At 37.1% G+C, this 18,107-nt stretch carries 18 protein-coding genes; 11 read left to right on the top strand and 7 right to left on the bottom strand.

What is annotated here, in order from left to right:
* The first annotated feature begins 300 nt into the window (after nt 1-300).
* The 4 genes from MHB39_RS20895 (at nt 301) to zupT (ending at nt 3,034) form a co-directional block, all read left to right on the top strand.
* Entirely contained in the window at nt 301-1,200 is a 900-nt protein-coding gene (locus MHB39_RS20895; RefSeq protein WP_342545216.1) for a hypothetical protein, read from the top strand.
* Between the two features lie 39 nt (nt 1,201-1,239).
* On the top strand, nt 1,240-1,371 hold the full coding sequence (locus MHB39_RS20890) for a hypothetical protein (protein WP_333006629.1): 132 nt from the start codon (nt 1,240-1,242) through the stop codon (nt 1,369-1,371).
* A gap of 85 nt (nt 1,372-1,456) precedes the next feature.
* The gene (locus MHB39_RS20885) at nt 1,457-2,065 is read left to right on the top strand and encodes a phosphatase PAP2 family protein (RefSeq protein WP_016992735.1); all 609 of its coding nucleotides are present in this window, start codon (nt 1,457-1,459) and stop codon (nt 2,063-2,065) included.
* Nucleotides 2,066-2,224: 159 nt separating this feature from the next.
* Nucleotides 2,225-3,034, top strand: a complete 810-nt coding sequence (gene zupT, locus MHB39_RS20880) for a zinc transporter ZupT (protein ID WP_016992734.1) — start codon at nt 2,225-2,227, stop codon at nt 3,032-3,034.
* A 55-nt stretch (nt 3,035-3,089) separates the two neighbouring features.
* Here zupT and MHB39_RS20875 read toward each other — a convergent pair whose 3' ends face one another.
* The 3 genes from MHB39_RS20875 to thrC all read right to left on the bottom strand — a co-directional run bounded on the left by MHB39_RS20875 (nt 3,090) and on the right by thrC (nt 5,839).
* The gene (locus tag MHB39_RS20875) at nt 3,090-3,776 is read right to left on the bottom strand and encodes a 2-hydroxy-3-keto-5-methylthiopentenyl-1-phosphate phosphatase (protein ID WP_342545214.1); all 687 of its coding nucleotides are present in this window, start codon (nt 3,774-3,776) and stop codon (nt 3,090-3,092) included.
* A 99-nt stretch (nt 3,777-3,875) separates the two neighbouring features.
* Entirely contained in the window at nt 3,876-4,790 is a 915-nt protein-coding gene (gene thrB / locus MHB39_RS20870) for a homoserine kinase (RefSeq protein ID WP_016992732.1), read from the bottom strand.
* On the bottom strand, nt 4,787-5,839 hold the full coding sequence (gene thrC / locus MHB39_RS20865; protein ID WP_016992731.1) for a threonine synthase: 1,053 nt from the start codon (nt 5,837-5,839) through the stop codon (nt 4,787-4,789). Before thrC ends, thrB begins: the two co-directional genes overlap by 4 nt.
* 204 nt (nt 5,840-6,043) lie before the next feature.
* Here thrC and MHB39_RS20860 point away from each other — a divergent pair, with 204 nt between their 5' ends.
* A complete protein-coding gene (locus MHB39_RS20860) occupies nt 6,044-7,273 on the top strand; it encodes an MFS transporter (RefSeq protein WP_052125401.1) in 1,230 nt (409 codons plus the stop codon).
* Between the two features lie 317 nt (nt 7,274-7,590).
* Nucleotides 7,591-8,457, top strand: coding sequence for a MurR/RpiR family transcriptional regulator (locus MHB39_RS20855; protein ID WP_016992730.1), 867 nt, complete (start codon nt 7,591-7,593; stop codon nt 8,455-8,457).
* 111 nt (nt 8,458-8,568) lie between these two features.
* Here MHB39_RS20855 and MHB39_RS20850 read toward each other — a convergent pair whose 3' ends face one another.
* Nucleotides 8,569-9,372 carry a GNAT family N-acetyltransferase gene (locus MHB39_RS20850; RefSeq protein ID WP_036079421.1) on the bottom strand — a complete coding sequence of 268 codons (804 nt, stop codon included), beginning with the start codon at nt 9,370-9,372 and terminating at the stop codon, nt 8,569-8,571.
* Nucleotides 9,373-9,837: 465 nt separating this feature from the next.
* On the opposite strand from MHB39_RS20850, the gene MHB39_RS20845 reads away from it, so the two are divergent.
* The 3 genes from MHB39_RS20845 to tnpA all read left to right on the top strand — a co-directional run bounded on the left by MHB39_RS20845 (nt 9,838) and on the right by tnpA (nt 13,292).
* Nucleotides 9,838-10,764 carry a manganese-dependent inorganic pyrophosphatase gene (locus MHB39_RS20845; protein ID WP_054549605.1) on the top strand — a complete coding sequence of 309 codons (927 nt, stop codon included), beginning with the start codon at nt 9,838-9,840 and terminating at the stop codon, nt 10,762-10,764.
* A 290-nt stretch (nt 10,765-11,054) separates the two neighbouring features.
* Nucleotides 11,055-12,707, top strand: a complete 1,653-nt coding sequence (locus MHB39_RS20840) for an IS1182 family transposase (RefSeq protein WP_339280866.1) — start codon at nt 11,055-11,057, stop codon at nt 12,705-12,707.
* 111 nt (nt 12,708-12,818) lie between these two features.
* Entirely contained in the window at nt 12,819-13,292 is a 474-nt protein-coding gene (gene tnpA, locus MHB39_RS20835) for an IS200/IS605 family transposase (RefSeq protein WP_036129052.1), read from the top strand.
* 51 nt (nt 13,293-13,343) lie between these two features.
* Here the strand turns inward: tnpA and MHB39_RS20830 are convergent, their stop codons facing one another.
* The 3 genes from MHB39_RS20830 to MHB39_RS20820 all read right to left on the bottom strand — a co-directional run bounded on the left by MHB39_RS20830 (nt 13,344) and on the right by MHB39_RS20820 (nt 16,229).
* The gene (locus MHB39_RS20830) at nt 13,344-14,339 is read right to left on the bottom strand and encodes an IS3 family transposase (protein WP_342546945.1); all 996 of its coding nucleotides are present in this window, start codon (nt 14,337-14,339) and stop codon (nt 13,344-13,346) included.
* A complete protein-coding gene (locus MHB39_RS20825; protein ID WP_333007006.1) occupies nt 14,279-14,707 on the bottom strand; it encodes a hypothetical protein in 429 nt (142 codons plus the stop codon). The genes MHB39_RS20830 and MHB39_RS20825 overlap by 61 nt, the downstream gene beginning before the upstream one ends.
* A 142-nt stretch (nt 14,708-14,849) precedes the next feature.
* The gene (locus MHB39_RS20820; RefSeq protein ID WP_016992727.1) at nt 14,850-16,229 is read right to left on the bottom strand and encodes an FAD-dependent oxidoreductase; all 1,380 of its coding nucleotides are present in this window, start codon (nt 16,227-16,229) and stop codon (nt 14,850-14,852) included.
* Nucleotides 16,230-16,354: 125 nt separating this feature from the next.
* Here MHB39_RS20820 and MHB39_RS20815 point away from each other — a divergent pair, with 125 nt between their 5' ends.
* Nucleotides 16,355-17,062, top strand: coding sequence for a DsbA family oxidoreductase (locus MHB39_RS20815; RefSeq protein ID WP_016992726.1), 708 nt, complete (start codon nt 16,355-16,357; stop codon nt 17,060-17,062).
* Nucleotides 17,063-17,240: 178 nt separating this feature from the next.
* The gene (locus tag MHB39_RS20810; protein ID WP_016992725.1) at nt 17,241-17,867 is read left to right on the top strand and encodes an FMN-dependent NADH-azoreductase; all 627 of its coding nucleotides are present in this window, start codon (nt 17,241-17,243) and stop codon (nt 17,865-17,867) included.
* The last annotated feature ends 240 nt before the right edge of the window (nt 17,868-18,107 follow it).

Raw genomic sequence — 18,107 nt, 5'->3', positions numbered from 1 at the left:
TATAAAAGACACCGCCAAAAAAGTGGCGGTGTTTTTTTATAACCGCCAAATCACGCCAAAAATTTGTCTGAATCACGCCAGAAAATTGGCGTAAACCCGAAGTTGAAATAACGGTATAACTACTGGTACGCTTAAATTAACAGTGGTTAAGTAGATTTGCTTTAGTAAGTAATATATAAATCATTTTATTAAAATAAGCAGCCTGACTATCTATGAATAAAGTAGCGTTAGTAGATTGTAGAATGTTACTAGCTAGTCAATATACTTCACCATAAAACTTTATAAAGGTAGGCGTGTATTGTGAAAGTAGAACTTGAAAATTTGTTTTCCATAGATGAAACTAGTCAAGATCAAGTTATTAACGTTTATAATCGTCATGGTATTGCTATTGGTGCGCCTGAATTGAGAAAAAGAAACTTAAAAACAAAATTTAATCCTATCTTTACATTAAATGAAGGTGTAACATACGAGCAGGTAACAGCTTTATATGAGTCTTTAGAGCGTGAATTTGGAATCGTTTCGATTGGAGAACGTTTTTATTTTGAATTCTCGGATATAGAGTATGAACGTGCACCATTATTTACTTTAAATTCAACAGGTAATTCACCAGAAATGTTCTTAGAAGATAAGGGGACACTATTTTCTTTAAGTACACATTGTAAGTGTTGTGGGCTCATGGATAAAGAGCAGTTATCACCAATAGTCATTGATACTACGCAGATGAAAGACCGTCATTTAGTGCATGTAAATGGTTATTGGGTAGCTTCTGAGGAATTAGTATCATTAATGCAAAGAGAAAAGCTAGAAGGCTATGAGCTTTTAGAGGTAATCCATCAAGGACCTGCAGAAGGCAAACAGCCAGCTTATCAAATTATTCCTGTACAAATGCTACCTGAGTGTAGTAAGGACAGAGTTAAATTATACTTTGCAACTGAGCAACCTCCATGCAGTTGTGGCTTAAACGGAGTCATTAATGGACCTGATATTTATCACCATGAAGATTTGAAAAATCTAAAAGGCGATGTTTTTTACTCAGCCGAGTGTAGTCATGATGGAAGATATCTATATAGAAAAACATTGTTTAGCAAACGATTTAGAGAAACTATTATAAAATATGGTATTTCGCGTGAAGTTAGAGGAGAAAAGGATGCAAACTTTGGTCCAAAAGATTGGCTATTTGATCCAGTGCTAATCAAGTAGGACAAATTTGGAATAGTAAAGAATAAGGGAGTGTTTAAGGTGTTTAGAAGAATACTACCTATAGTAGCCATATTATTCATTGTTGCATTGGCCGTTTCCAATTATTTTAACAAACACGAAGAAGAATCTATCACCATTTATCAAGAGGTCAATGGCGTAAACCTTTCTTAAAATGAATGCCTATTTTTCATTCAAAAAAGATCGATTTGTGTTATGATGTGAAGAATATAGCATGAATGTTTTTTGAGGTGAAAAAATGAAAAAATGGGCATATCCTTTAGCAGTTTTAACGTTAATTGTCTTTATTGTATTAAGAGTCACTTATCAAAGTGAGTTTCTGAAAACATTTGATGCAAAGATGGCAGAGCTTCTTTTTGGTAATCGTTTTATTGAGATCTTTCATTATATTGGTGAGCCCAAATTTGTTGTTGCTGTTGCAGTAGTTTTAATGGCGTATTTAGCTTGGAAGGTAAAAAATTATCGAGGTATGCTATTTGTTGTACTAACTTTTGCAGTAGGCAATGTTCTGAACCAATTACTAAAAAAATGGGTGCAACGTCCACGACCTGAAATTGAGGAACAGCTGACATCCTTTAGTTTTCCATCGGGACATTCGATGACAGGTATTCTTTATTTATTTACACTTGCTTATATTTTAGCGGAGAATAGTAGTAAAGGACGTAAAATCCTTCTATGGCTTGGAGCAACGATTTTGATGGTGCTTATTGGTTTATCACGTATTGCAGGAGCTCGACATTTTGCTACAGATGTACTTGCTGGTTGGAGCATCGGCTATACTTGGTTTATCATCTGTGTCATCTGGTACGAACGCCGTAAACGCTTATTTCAATCAAATCATAAATAAAAAGACAGGCAGTATCTATTTCACAGGATAGATACTGCTTTTTTTACGTTTAATTGAGACATTGTAAAGAATGATATTTGCCTTATAAAAAAGAATTGCGTAAAGGAAACTTCTACGCTAAGATGAGTACAATAAGAAAAAGAGCAAAGGAAGAAGGGTATGGACGGAAATGTTTTACTGGCATTAGGATTAACTCTTTTTGCCGGACTTGCAACAGGTGTAGGTAGTTTAATAGCATTTTTTACATCAAGAACAAATACAAAATTTTTATCCTTAGCATTGGGTTTTTCAGCAGGGGTAATGATCTATGTATCTCTTGTAGAAATATTTGTGAAAGCTAAAGATGCTTTAACCAATGCATTAGGTACAACAAATGGCTATTGGATGACAATCCTTGGATTTTTCGGTGGGATGTTATTTATTGCCTTGATTGATAAATTCATTCCGAAGGCTACTAATCCTCATGAAGTAAAGCTAGTAGAGGATGTTAATGCTATCAAACCACAGGTTAATGAAGAACATTTGATGAAGATGGGCGTTTTTACGGCTCTGGCGATTGGCATTCATAATTTTCCAGAGGGGATCGCTACATTTATGTCAGCTATTAATGACCCGAATGTAGGGATTGCTATTGCCATTGCAGTTGCTATTCACAATATTCCAGAAGGCATTGCTGTATCTGTTCCTATTTTCTTTGCAACAGGTAATCGAAGGAAAGCCTTTAAATTATCCTTTTTATCAGGATTGGCAGAGCCTGTTGGTGCATTAGTAGCCTTTTTGCTCCTTATGCCCTTTTTAACGGATGTCATGTTTGGTATCGTTTTTGCTGGGGTCGCAGGGATAATGGTCTTTATTTCACTAGATGAATTGCTACCGGCTGCACAAAGATATGATGAAACACATTTATCGATGTATGGTTTAGTAGGGGGAATGGCGGTCATGGCCATTAGCCTAGTATTATTAGCATAAGTAAGTAGGAAAAGGGAGACATCTTTGTAAAAGTGGCTCCTTTTTCTTTTTTCTATTAACGTGTAAGAACAGCTTTTTTTGACTCCACTAGCTCTTGTATTATTTTGAGACAATCATGAAATGTGGTAAAAGGTCTATATGGAACATGAAGCTCTTCACAGCGTTGGATAAGATGATCTCTAGCTAAAACAATATCTGCTAGTTTAGCTGCTTCAAAATCTGATAGAGAATCACCAATTACAATTTTATAATGATCTTCCTTAGCAAGCTTCCGCATCACGCTTGGCTTACAGCAGCCGCAACCTTGTGTGCTATATTTCGCGCATGCCTCATCACAGCTATTGGGGTAGATTAATTCTATTTGTTCACCAGAAAAATCAGCTCTATTACAGTAGATGCCTGAAAAAGGACCAAATTTTTCAACTAAAGGCTCGATGAAAAAATCAACTCCGCCACTTACAATATAAAATGGAATATTGTTGTTTTGAGCATAGCGTGCAAAATCTCCAAATCCCTCACGTATGACTGCTGAATCCATTAGATATTGAATGATTTCATCTTTTTGGTGAGTAGAAAGTAGATGAAACATTGCTGATAGCCCATCTTTAAATGAAATGGTTTGTTCCATCATCGCTTGGGCAATTTTCTCAGATTCTTCTGGTACAAATTCAGTCATAAGTGAAAAGATGTTATCTGTTTCTGTTATCGTGCCATCGAAATCACAGAATATAATGGGTTTCAAGGCAATCCCTCCTTAGAAAAGCACATTTAAAAAGTTTAATTCTATCCTTCTATATTATTAGTTTTATACGTACTTACTTTCAAGAAAAAACGCCTACTATTATAGTAGACGTTTCATACATTCATTGACTTGTATACCATGTTCATCAGCTTTTGTTAAAATAATTTGATGCTCAGGGAATTGCTTTGTCATTAATTGAACGAAGTCAGGCGCAATAGCAGAAGGAATAATAGAAATCAATGTTGGTCCAGCGCCACTTAGAGCAGTACCATATGCACCGTTCGATTTTGCTGCCATACGAATTTCCTCATAAGCAGGAATTAGCTTTGCACGAAACGGTTCATGGAATAAATCTGCCTCCATATAACGTCCAGCACGTTCAAAATCACGTGCCATTAAAGAAGCAGCTAACATATTCGCATTTGCTGAAGCATGAACAGCATAGGAGCGATTAAATTGCTCTGGTAAAACAGAACGGGATTCGCTCGTTTTTAATTCAACATCTGGTACATATACAACAAAGGAGGCATCGATATCATTGATGTGGAATGTATCGACTATGCCTTTGTCATCCATTGAAGAAATCGTTAATCCTCCTAAAACTGAAGCAGTTGCGTTATCTGGATGTCCTTCAATTTGTGAAGAGAGATTGAGTTTATCTTGAATTGTTAATCCAAGCTCGCATACTTGATTTGCAAGTTCGATACCTGCAACAATAACTGCTGCACTGCTGCCAAGTCCTCGTGCCAACGGAAGTTCACTAGCCATCTCTACACGACAAGCAGGTAGCTGTTGACCATATAGATCTGCAGTTTTTTTAGCAATAACGTATAGTAAGTGTTCTTCAAGCTCAAACTCTTTAGGACCATTATCATCAAGATGAATAATTTCCCATTGTTCTTGTAGGGTAACAGAAAGCTTTAAGTAAAGAGACAAGCCAAGTCCTATTGAATCAAAGCCTGGACCTAAATTGGCTGTGCTTCCAGGAACTGAGATTTGCCAAATTTTACTCATAGTACACCCTCAATATATGCACGAATTTCTTCTTCATCGTTTTTAAGAGATACGACCTCTACAGTGGATACATTCATGGCTGTATCAGGATCTTTTAGTCCATTCCCTGTAAAGATTGTTACAACTTTAGCGCCCTGAGGGATTTTTCCGTTTTCAACAGATTTTATAACACCTGCTAAAGAAGCAGCAGAGCCTGGTTCAACAAAAATGCCTTCTGTACTTGCGATTAATTTGTAGGCTGCTACAATTTCTTCATCAGTCACGGAATCAATGATACCACCAGATTCATCGCGAGCCGCTTCTGCCAAATTCCAGCTCGCAGGATTGCCAATTCGAATGGCAGTTGCTACTGTCTCAGGATTCGCAATTGGCTCTCCTTTAACGATTGCTGCAGCACCTTCAGCTTCAAAGCCATACATTTTTGGTAGACCACAATTTTTAGCAGCGTGATATTCTTTAAACCCTTTCCAATATGCAGTAATATTACCTGCATTACCAACAGGTATACACAGATAATCCGGTGCTGAACCTAACGCATCTACAATTTCAAACGATGCCGTTTTTTGACCTTCGATACGGTACGGATTCACAGAGTTAACAAGCGCAACTGGTGTTGTTTCACTTACTTGGCGAACGATATTAAGAGCATCATCAAAGTTTCCGTCAATTTCGATGATTTTTGCCCCGTACATTGTTGCTTGTGCTAGCTTTCCAAGAGCCACTTTACCTTTTGGAATAACAACGATTGATTGAATACCTGCACGCGTTGCATAAGCAGCTGCAGCAGCAGAAGTGTTTCCTGTAGAGGCACAAATAACGCATTGGCTTCCATCCTCGATAGCCTTTGCAACAGCAAATACCATTCCTCGGTCTTTAAATGAGCCAGTAGGGTTTGCACCTTCAATTTTTCCGTAAAGCTCAATGCCTAGTTTCTTAGATAAATTCACTAAATGTATAAGAGGCGTATTGCCTTCGTTTAAAGTTAAAGCTGGTGTATTTTCAGTTACGGGTAAAAATTGTTTATATTCTTCAATAAGGCCTTTCCACATAACGTAACGATCTCCTTTTGTTCTTATAGAAAGAACAGTTGTTTTTGTATAAAAGACATTTTAACGCAAATAGCACTATTATTTCAATAGCATTTCATTAATTGTCGAAACAATTCGGTAATTTGAATAGTACTTGTCACTTTCTTGAAACAACTGTATAGTAATCTTGTAATGTAAAGTCATGTGTAAAGACAGGTGGTTGAGATGACAATAAATACAGCAGTAACAAATAAACCTCAGCAATCCATTTCCAGAAATAAGCTATTGGGTGTGGCGGGGGTAGGGTGGCTCTTCGATGCAATGGACGTTGGTATATTATCCTTTGTTATTGCAGCATTGGCTGCTGAGTGGGGACTTTCACCAAGTCAGTCTGGTTGGATTGGTAGTATAAATTCTATCGGGATGGCTGTAGGAGCTCTCTTTTTCGGTGTATTTGCTGATAAAGTAGGGCGCAAGCAAATTTTTATGTGGACACTTGTCCTTTTTTCTATTGCAAGTGGTTTGTCCGCTTTTACAACAACATTGACTGCATTTTTAATTTTACGTTTTTTAGTAGGGATGGGGCTAGGAGGAGAATTACCTGTAGCTTCAACGCTTGTATCTGAAAGTGTAGCTGCCAAAGAAAGAGGGCGCGTGGTTGTATTACTTGAAAGCTTTTGGGCAGCAGGCTGGTTAATTGCAGCACTTATTTCGTATTTTGTGATTCCTACATGGGGATGGCGAGTAGCACTTATTCTAACGGCACTTCCAGCGTTTTATGCTATTTATCTTCGTTGGCATTTGCCTGATTCACCTCAATTTACTGTGAAGGAAGAAGCAAAAAAACGGAGCATTGGCCAAAATATGAAAGAGGTTTGGTCGAAAAAGTATGCTCGTTCTACGTTTATGCTGTGGTTATTATGGTTTACGGTTGTATTTTCGTATTATGGCATGTTTTTATGGTTGCCAAGTGTAATGGTAGGGAAGGGCTTTGACATGATCACGAGCTTTAAATATGTTTTGATTATGACTTTAGCTCAATTACCAGGTTACTTTACAGCTGCATGGTTTATAGAAAAGTTTGGACGTAAATTTGTCCTTGTTTCCTATCTAATTGGGACTGCAGCGAGTGCATATATTTTTGGAAATGCAGATACTTTAGCTGTATTGCTAACTTCAGGAATGTTTTTATCTTTCTTTAACTTAGGGGCTTGGGGAGCATTATATGCTTATACACCTGAACAATATCCTTCGATTATTCGTGGAACAGGTGCTGGCATGGCAGCAGCAGTTGGACGAATTGGTGGAATTTTCGGCCCGTTGCTCGTTGGGTTTTTATTAACGGCAGGCTATGATATAGGTTTTATTTTCGCCATTTTCTGTGGAGCAATTATTATCGGTGTTGTAGGTGTCATCTTCCTTGGGAAAGAAACGAAGCAGCTTGAATTAGAATAATATGAAATAGAATGTCCTGGATCAGAGGAATTGATCCAGGACATTTTTGTCTCATTTCGCTTAAATTATACATAAAAATGAGCATTTATTAATTTTTATTCGATTTTACTAATTTATTTGTTAAAATGACAAATCAATATAAATCGGTTATAGAGTAAATCAAATTGTTTTATTAGCAGGTTAATGCGATGAAGATTTTTCAGAAAAGTCATTGTATTCAAATTGTAATCGTGATACTGTATTTTTAATCGAATTTTGAGTCAATAGGAAACAATCTCCCGTTCGTGATAAGGTCATTGAAAGAAAGGTTGTTAGGAATGAGTATTCATGAGGATATAAAGAAAAGGTTTGTAAGGCTGTCAAAGGGCCAGCGTAAAGTAGCACAATTTGTAATGGATAATCCCACAACAGTAATTGCTAATGGAGCAGCAGAGGTTGGCAGATTGGCTAATGTAAGTGAATCAACAGTGATTCGATTTTGTTATGCTATGGATTTGTCCGGGTATGTAGAACTGCAAGAGGAAATTAGAGGCTATATTTTGTCTCAAGATGTAGGTGCAAATCTACAGCCTACATATACTGCTAAGAAGCTGACTAATTCTAGCTTTGGTAAGGTGATGCAACGAGATAGCCAAAATATTCAAGAAACAATTCAATTGATTAACGATCAGCAGATCCAAAAATGCTCAAAATGGATGCATGAAGCAGACAATATCTATATTCTAGGTACTCGTCATAATGCATCTGTTGCAAATTGGCTATCTAATACATTGAAAACATTTCGTGCTAATATTAAGCAGCTTCGTTTAGACTCGGATGATCTAGTGAATCAAATAAACAGTATGGGCGAACATACAACTTTAATTGTACTATCTTTTGATAAACAGATTATGGATATTAAAACGATCGTTGAAATTGCAAAGGTAAAGAAAGTGAAAATTATTGCCATTACAGGTTCTGCATTTTCGCCTATTCGAGAATATACCAGTGCGTTATTTACCCTCGGCACCAAAAATCATTCTTCTCTAGACATCGCCCCAGTCTTGATTTCATTTTTGCATGCCTTGATAGAGGAAATGATAAGCCAGGATAAAGACCACTATGAAAAATATCAGCAATCGTATGAGCAAGTAGAAAGTAATGTGTTATTCTTAGATGCAATTAGAGAAAAGCAGGTTTTTTAATGTAAATACGCATGGATAGTTTGTTGAAACACACTATCTATGCGTATTTTTTTGGAATTTTCTATATAAAAAAGATGTCCAAATAGTATTTAGACATCTAGGAAAAGTGAATTATAGAATTTTACTCAAGCTATATTCATTAATATAAGTATTATTTAATTTAATGGCATTTTTTCGAATGCCCTCCTGATGAAATCCTAGCTTTGTAAAAAGATGTAAAGCTACATTGTTATGCTCCATAACAGATAACTCTAAACGGGAAATATCATGTTGTTTAGACCAACTTTCAACAGCTTTCATCAGTGCGGAGCCAATACCTTTTTGTTGATGCTCTGCTTTCACAGCTAAACGAATAGAGGCAACATGTCTAGCCTTCGATTGTTTATATCCATGAATAACTGCATAACCTGCAAAAATCCCGTTGAGTACACAAAGTAGTATTGTACGGTTTTTTAGTTGCTTCCAATAGGTTAAATTTTTACGAAGTTGTTGGACAGTGAGATCTAGCTCATTTTGAACATTATACATGAAGTCAGTTTCTTGAAATATCTCCTCTTGTAAATGAATGAACGATCTAGCATCAGATGCTTCAATTCCTCGTATTATGTATGCAGATGAATTTTCCTCAGTGTTTGAAGTGTTGGTTTCGCTCGACTTCATTTGTGTACGTGAGAAAGATACACTAGTACCTAGTTTAACATCAATGACATAATAACCGGCATTTGTCCAAGATAAATAATGTGAGAGAGGGGGCTTAGTTTTTTTCCACCAGCTTTTATTTAAGTAGGCAGCGTTCGGTAATGCTTGTCCCATAATGTTTTCTAATTCACTAAAGGATAAAGTAATTTCTTGTTGTAAAGCTACATCAAAATAGTTAGCTAAAGGAATGTACTTTTTTTCTATCTTCTTCGTCATCGTAATCCCCATTTCCTGAATATCCAAAAATATAGACTATCTGATGATAGCATAAAATTATGATGACTTAAATATGAAAACCCAACTAAATATCTATATAAACTAATTATTTTATAAAAAAGAGGCATTTTTACTATTGAATGTTAAAAATAGGTTGGTAAAAATAGAGAATTTTGCAGAAGTAATTAGTCCTATTAAAAGTATACAGAGTAATGCAAGCTAGTTATAATGTAGATATCTTATTTGAAAAGTATGTATTGGGAGCACTGCCATTATATTTGTATATTGAATTTTAGGTAATACATTTTGATCGTGATTGAGCACTGTATGATATATCGAAGTGAGGTCAGTGGCATTTATACGGTGGCGAAATTATTCCAAAGTTTCACTTTATCACTTGTCAGGCTTTAAGGTATGATAAAATAAAATATAAATGTAAGTGCCATTTTAGGAGGAATTAATTCAATGAGTAAAGTATTAGTTTTTGGACATAAAAACCCAGATACAGACACAATCACGTCTGCGATTGTATATGCCTATTTAAAACAGCAAATTGGTGAAGAAGCTGAGGCAGTACGTCTTGGAGATGTTAATAATGAAACTCAATTTGCATTAGATAAATTTGGCTTTGAAGCGCCTCGTTTAATCTCTTCTGTAGTTGGTGAAGCGGACAAAGTTATTCTAGTAGACCACAATGAATTCCAACAATCCGCTGACGGTATTGAGGAAGTGCAAATTGCAGAGGTAATTGATCACCACCGCATCGCCAACTTCCAAACAGCTGATCCACTATATTATCGTGCAGAACCAGTAGGCTGTACGGCTACTATTCTTAAGAAAATTTTTAGCGAAAACGGTTTAGACATTCCTGCGAACATTGCTGGTTTAATGTTATCTGCAATTGTTTCAGATACATTATTATTCAAATCACCGACTTGCACAGAGCAAGATGTAAAAGCTGGTGAAGAGCTAGCAAAAATTGCTGGTGTGGAAATTGCAGAGTATGGCTTAGCAATGCTAAAAGCAGGTGCTGATTTATCTGATAAATCATTAGAAGATTTATTATCATTAGATGCAAAAGAGTTCCAATTTGGTGAGTACAAATCTGTTGTAGCTCAAGTTAATGCAGTTGATGTTAATGATGTTCTTAATCGTCAAGAGGAGTTAGAAATCCTACTCAATAAAAATGTTGCAGAAAATGGCTTAGATCTATTCTTCTTCGTTGTGACTGACATTTTAAATAATGATTCAACAGCTGTTGCAATTGGGCAAGTAGCAGAAGCAGCAGCAAAAGGATTTGGTGCTGATCTTATCAATAACCGTGTTGTATTACCAGGTGTTGTTTCTCGTAAGAAACAAATTGTACCAGTATTAACAGAAGCTCTAAAATAAAAAATACAAAAGAGGTTGTCTGAACTGAACCCTATTTTGTAGACAGTTTAATAAAAAGGGATTTAGTTGTTCTTAAGCTGCGATCAGATGACTTCGGTAATTTGCCGGAGTCATCTTTTTGTGTGCTTTGAAAGAGGGTGGGACAAAACCCACCTTTGAGCTGAAAAAGCCGTTGAAATTTTACGATGAGTAAAATTTCAACGGCTTTCAATAATTATTGAATAAAAATAAGGACCACTTCTGATAAAATAAAGTTACCACACAAAATTTTACAGGAAAGAAGGATCCTTATGTTCAAAAATTATAACATGAATCAATTAGTTTTGCCTCTAGATTTAGAAGTTCCATTACAAGAAAATGATATTGCTTTTGCCATCCATCATTTAGTCGAAAGTATTCCTGAGAGAACCTTCGACTCCTTTCAACGCCAAACAGGTTGCCCATCTTATCACCCACGCATGATGCTTAAAATTATTTTATGTGGCTACACGCAATCGGTTTTCTCTGGCCGTAAAATAGAAGACCTAACCAAAGACAGTATACGGATGATGTGGCTGGCCCAAGGGTATGAACCAAGCTACCGTACGATCAATCGTTTCCGTGTTCATCCCGATATGAAAGAGCTCATTCGCCAGTGTTTTGTGCAGTTCCGTGTCCAGCTTGTCCAAGAAAAAATCATCGATCAAGAGGCCATTTTTATTGATGGTACGAAGATTGAAGCAAATGCCAATAAATTCACGTTCGTTTGGAAGAAAGCAGTGGAAAAACATCATCACAATCTCGTTGAAAAATCGAATCAATTGTATAATGAGCTACTTGAAAAACAAATTATACCAGCATTGCAACGTGAAGATGAGGAGCAGCTTTCTATGGAAGAACTCACGCAAATCGCTGAAAAGTTAGAGGAAGTGGTCGAGGACTATACACAAAAAATCGATAGTACGGATGATGTCGGGATGCGGAAACAGCTGCGTAGTGAACGAAAAACGCCAAAGCAACTGTTAAAACAAGTACATGACTGGCTGATTCGTAAGCAGAGGTACGAAAAAGATTTTGAGATTTTTGACACACGCAACAGCTATTCAAAAACGGACAAAGATGCGACGTTTATGCGAATGAAAGACGATTACATGCAGAATGGACAACTAAAACCAGGCTATAACGTACAAATCGCAACAGAAGGTCAGTATGCGCTTGCCTACAGCATTTTTCCGAACCCAACGGATACACGTACGTTCATTCCATTTCTAAATGAAATCGAGCAGCATTATTTCGAGTTACCGCAATACATTGTCGCAGATGCAGGTTATGGTAGTGAACAAAACTATGAGGAGATCCTTTCGAACAGAAAACGAGAAGCACTGATTCCCTATACCATGTATGAGAAGGAGCAAAAGAAAAAGTACAAACAAAACCAATTTAACACCGATAACTGGCCATATGATAAAGAAACAGACACCTATACATGCCCGAATCAGAAACGTCTCGAATGGAAAAATCAAACTGTACGGAATGATCGGACAGGCTTCCAACATACGTTCAACATCTACGAATGCGAGGACTGTTCAGGATGTCCATTCCGTTCATCATGTACAAAAGCAAAAGAAGGCACCAATCGAAAAATGATGGTGAATGAAAAATGGGAACAACAAAAAGAATATATAAGAACAAAGCTTTCAGAAGAAAAAACGCGTACCATTTATCGTCAACGCAAAATTGACGTGGAGCCAGTTTTTGGATTCTTGAAGGCTAATTTGCGTTTCACTCGATTTTCTGTACGAGGAAAATCGAAGGTAGAAAACGAAATGGGGCTCGCATTACTGGCCGTGAATTTACGAAAATACACGGCCAACAAACAAGAACATATAAAATTAAATAGTAAAAAATGGAGAAAGGAGAATTTGAGCGAACTCAAATTCTCCTTTCTCCTTATTCGAAGCTAGTTCTGTCCCAGCCTCTCCGGAAAGCTTTTAGCTATGGACAATAAAAAAACTCCAAACGTACAATAAAGTCAGGTCTAGTCAACCGACTTCGTACGAAAGGAGCCCCCATAAATGGATAATAAAAGTTTAGCACATACAACGTGGAATTGTAAGTATCATATCGTCTTTGCGCCAAAGTATAGAAGGCAGATTATTTATGGTCAAATTAAAGCGGATGTTGGAAGAATATTGCGCCAATTATGTGAAAGAAAAGATGTAGAAATCATAGAGGCAACAGCCTGTCCTGACCATATTCATATGTTGGTAAGTATTCCACCGAAATTGAGTGTATCTGCGTTCATGGGTTATTTAAAAGGGAAGAGTAGTCTAATGATTTTCGACCGACATGCAAATTTAAAGTATAAATACGGTAATCGTCAATTCTGGTGTCGAGGATACTATGTGGACACAGTCGGCCGAAATAAGAAAAAGATACAGGAGTATATAAAAAATCAATTACAAGAAGATATCCTGCAAGATCAAATGACGATGAAAGAATTCATTGACCCATTCACAGGAGAAGAAATCAAGAGAAAGAAAAAATAAGTAAGCCGCTTTAGCGGTTTGTGTGAAAACGGAGTGCGGTTGGCGGACCATTCAGAATGTCTTTAGACATGGGCCAGTACCCCAGCGTTTCACGCGCAGAGCAAACCACCAGTTATACTGGTGGTTCTGATTTAATGTCCATTGCTTTCTTGTATGGTTGTAATGATTCATATAGTCTACGACAAGTGTATGTAATTCCGCAAAACTTTCTGCCTCCTTGTAATCTACCTCATCCTTAAAATGCCCAAAGAACGATTCCATTGGCGCATTATCGAGGCAGTTCCCACGACGTGACATCGACTGTTTCAGCCCCATTTCTTTCACAAGTTGCTGAAATTCCGGATGTGTATAATGGAAACCTTGATCTGAATGAATGATGGCTTCTGGATGGAGGTTTCCATCTAAATGAATGTTTAATTGTTCAAGCGTCTCATAAACAATGGACATCTTAAGGGTTGTTGATAACACATAGGCAACGATTTCTCGTGTCGCGACATCTTTTACACAGGATAAATAGGCCGTTTGACCACCTCTATATTGTAAGTACGTAATATCGGTTAAGAATACTTTTCCTGGCTCATCTTGGTTGAACTCACGGTTTAAATGATTCGGAATACGGCGGTGTGCCTCTGTTGCTTTTTCTAAGTGGCGATATGGGTTCGCACGGCGAATTTTAGCGTATAAATTGAATTTACGCATCAGACGAAGAATCTTTTTGTGATTTATTGGTTGGTCTAATATATCCACTAACGCCATATAAAATCCACGATAGCCAATCTTTCCTTTCGCTTGATCATAAATCGATTTTAATAGTAAGTAATCTTGATAATCCGATTCTTCACGTAGTGCATCCTTTTGCGTATTTTGAAGCCATTTATAGTAACCACTTGGGCTGACATTCGCTACTTGACATAAATAGCGTGTCATGTTTTTGAGTTGATACATACGAATCGTTTCGTTGATTGCTTGGTATTTTTCTCGAGGTTTTAGAAACGTTTCTTCTTCGCCTGCCTTTCCATTTCGTCGAGCTTTTTTAGGAGCGTTAATTCTGCTTCTAGTAGTCGAATACGTGCTTCGGCTTTCTCTAATTTTTTGTCCGCTGCTAATTTTTCGGCACGAGGGCGACCTGTGCTGCCTTTCCCTCGACGCTCTTCTAGAAATCCTTGTTCACCTTGTGTTTTATAGGTAGCCTTCCAACGCCCCAATGAACTTTGAGCTTTTTTAATTCCGATCATTTCTAAATCAAAACCCGCCTCCTGAAAAATTTGGACAGGACCTTTTCCAGCTAGATTTTCTTGAACAGCCTTTAATTTAAAGTCCGCTGTATATTGAATAGAGCGATCCGAAACAGACGCCACGTTTGGATTCTCTTCAATTTGTCTACGTTGATGGTCATTAAAAATAATTTTACTCATGATGTTCTCCTGTTCTTCAATCGTATGGTCAGTATAACGGGATTTTTCGGTGATGAAAATAGAAAAACCCCGAATAGGTCCACTTTTTTTAAGTGTCCACTATTCGGGGTTCAGTTCAGTCTATTTAGACAGCCTCTTTTTTTTAATCGAGTTTTAATGGCTGTACAGCAGGGCCTTCAAGCACCTCACCCTTAGCGTTAAAACGGGAACCATGGCAAGGACAATCCCATGTTTCATCAGCTTCATTCCATTTCGTTTTGCAGCCTAAATGAGTACAGGTTGGAGCAGTGGCATTCTTCATATATCCAGCTATATATTCCTTGGCAACAAAGCCTCCTACTTTTAGCATTTGCATGAATTGGGCACCGAATTTTGTACGTGATGGTGAATAAAGAGCGATAGCACCATCCTCGATCTTTGCGCCTGTTAAAAGAGAGGATAGGATATCACCTGCGACAAAGGAATTGGAGATTCCCCATTTACGATAGCCAGTGGCAATTAGTACGTTAGGTAAGGAATTTGTAATTCTTCCAACATAAGGGACAATATCTGGTGTTTCTATATCCTGGGCTGACCAGCGATAAAGTGGCTGTTGTTCAAAATGCTCCTTCATTTCATTGGAAATGGCCTCATAATAAGGCTCGGTATGAACAGTCTCACCAGCAATGTGATTCGCCCCTCCTAATACTAAATAATTTTCCTGATTAATCGTGGCAGTCCGTATCGAACGAGAAGGAAAATCAACTGATAAATATTGACCTTGCATGGTCTCAGAGGTTTTGCTTGCAACCATATAGGAACGACTATTGGATAATTTAAAAAGTTTGAGTCCTTTAAAAGCTTCAATGGGATAGTGTGAACACAAAATAAGCTTATTATATTGAACCGACATATTTTTTTCGGTATGTAAGTTATTTTGTGGTATGTTTAATTGCTGAACACGGGTATTCGCATAAAGTTTTGCTCCCATCTTCTGTGCCTCTTTAACAAGAAAATTACTTACTTCAACAGGATTTATTTGTGCTTGTTGTGACATGCTTAGCGCTTTTGTAATAGGGAATGGTAGCTCCGTGTCAGAGGTAAGGTTTGACTTAATATTTAAAACCTTATAGGCATTCCATTCTTTTAATAATTGTGCATAGCCTTCTTTGGTTTGACAGTATAACAGTGAATCAACCGAACGAACGCTGTCTGGTGGGAGTAACTGTCTAGCTTTGTCAATCGCTTGTTGATTAAGTTGATAATAAAGCTGTGCCTCTTCTAAAGATAGTTTTTCTAAAAGATTTGCATAGACAATGCTATGCTGGGCTGTTAGTTTTCCTGTTGAATGCCCTGTCGTACCGTGACCAAAATGGGTATTTCCTTCAAGAAGAACTACATCCACACCTGCTTTTGCTAAAGTATAGGCGGTATATAAACCAGTTAAGCCACCACCGATTATACATACATCACATGTTGTTGAGGAAGAAAGGGAAGATAACGAGACTGACTCAGTTGTAGCAAGCCAAAGAGATTGTGTCATATAGAAACCTCACATCGTTTTTGTATTCAGTATGTAGAAGAAATTGAAAATTTATGCAGTGAGGCATTAAAATTGCCTTGTGATTTCAACTATCGCTACAATGTAGCAAAAGGAGTGAACAAGAAATGAAAATTGAAATTTGGTCTGACTATGTATGCCCATTTTGTTATATTGGTAAAAAACAATTAGAGAAAGCGATTGAGGATACTGGCTATGCTGGGCAGGTGGAGCTTGTCTATAAAAGCTACCAACTAGATCCAACTACTCCAGTAGATTCGCATAGCACTGTCTATGAATCATTGGCAAAGAAATATGGAATGTCATTAGAGAAGGCAAAAGAAATGACTGTCGGCGTAACGGAGCGTGCGAAAGAAGTCGGCTTAAACTATGATTTTAGCAATTTGATGGAAGAGAATACGCTAAAAGCACATCGGCTCGTAAAATGGGCTGAACAACAGGGAGATGTTACAGCACTTGTGGAGTCACTTTTACACAGTCATTTTATTGAAGGCAAGCGTATCGGCCAAGACGATGTTTTATTAGAGATAGCCGAGAAAGTAGGGCTACAGCGTGAAGAAGTTGCAAAGGTTCTTGCCGATGATGTTTATAAAAATGAAGTAGAAGCAGATATTCAAGAAGGTCTACAGCTTGGAGTTCGTGGGGTACCGTTCTTTGTGCTAAACCGTAAGTATGGTATTTCAGGTGCACAACCGCAGGAGGTATTTGAGGATACATTGCGTAAAGTTGCTGAGGAAGAGGGCTTACAACCAACGCTAAAGATGGCTGGCACAGGTGATGGGGGTATATGCACAGACGATAACTGTAAATTTTAGTTTACTAGAGAGAGGAGTAAAGCTTTAAACTCCTCTTGTTAGGATAGCTGGAAGATATAATATTTCAGTCAAAAGTCTGAGGCAAGTAACATTGACAATTTAAATGAAATTTTTTAAGATAAATATATATCTTGAATTCGAGATATTAGATTCTGTTATTTAAGGGAGATTTTATATAATGAACGTTTTAGTAGTAAAAGCTAACAACCGTCCAGACGGTATTTCAACAAAAATGTATGATACTTTCATGGAAAATGTACAAGGTGCCAATGTGACAACTTTTGACGTATTTGCAGAAGATATGCCTTATTTTGGACAAGACCTTTTCAATGCTTTCGGTAAAGTACAAAATGGTGGAGAGTTAACGGACATCGAATCACGTCTATTAGCTGCAAAACAAAAAGCAATGGATGCATTAACTGCAGCTGATTTAGTTGTATTTGCATTCCCGTTATGGAACCTAACAATTCCAGCACCTTTACAAACATTTATTGACTATGTATATCAAGCAGGCTTCACGTTCAAATATGGAGAAGACGGTCAATTAATTAGCTTAATGACTGACAAAAAAGCAATTATTTTAAATGCTCGTGGTGGCTACTATTCAGCACCAGAAGCTCAACCAATGGAAATGTCAGTAAACTACATTAAAAACGTAGTAGGCGGCGTATTCGGTATGGAAATTATCGAAGAAGTAATTATTGAAGGTCATAATGCTTCACCTGATAAAGCTCAAGAAATTATTGCAAATGGCCTAGAAGAAGTGAAAAAAGTTGCTCAATCACTACAAACTGTGAATGCATAAAAAATATTTTTTAATAAAAGTTCTCTCATTTTTGAGAGGACTTTTTTATTTTATGAACAGATGTATGGTGTGGTATGGAGGTCGGACATATTGACATTAACTTATTAATTAGAATTTACATTTACTAACATCCTATTAGATAGAAAAATGAAAAATGATAGCAATCTGTGATTTTGAGGGAAAGTAATTAACCATTCTTTTAAAAATACATATAATTAGGACTATTTATTCAGTAAAAAT

The sequence above is a fragment of the Lysinibacillus sp. FSL K6-4013 genome (genome assembly GCF_038630435.1).
GTDB classification, from domain to species: Bacteria; Bacillota; Bacilli; order Bacillales_A; family Planococcaceae; genus Lysinibacillus; species Lysinibacillus boronitolerans.
The sequence above is the reverse complement of the archived record's forward strand: the minus strand, read 5'-3'. Positions and strand labels throughout refer to the sequence as shown.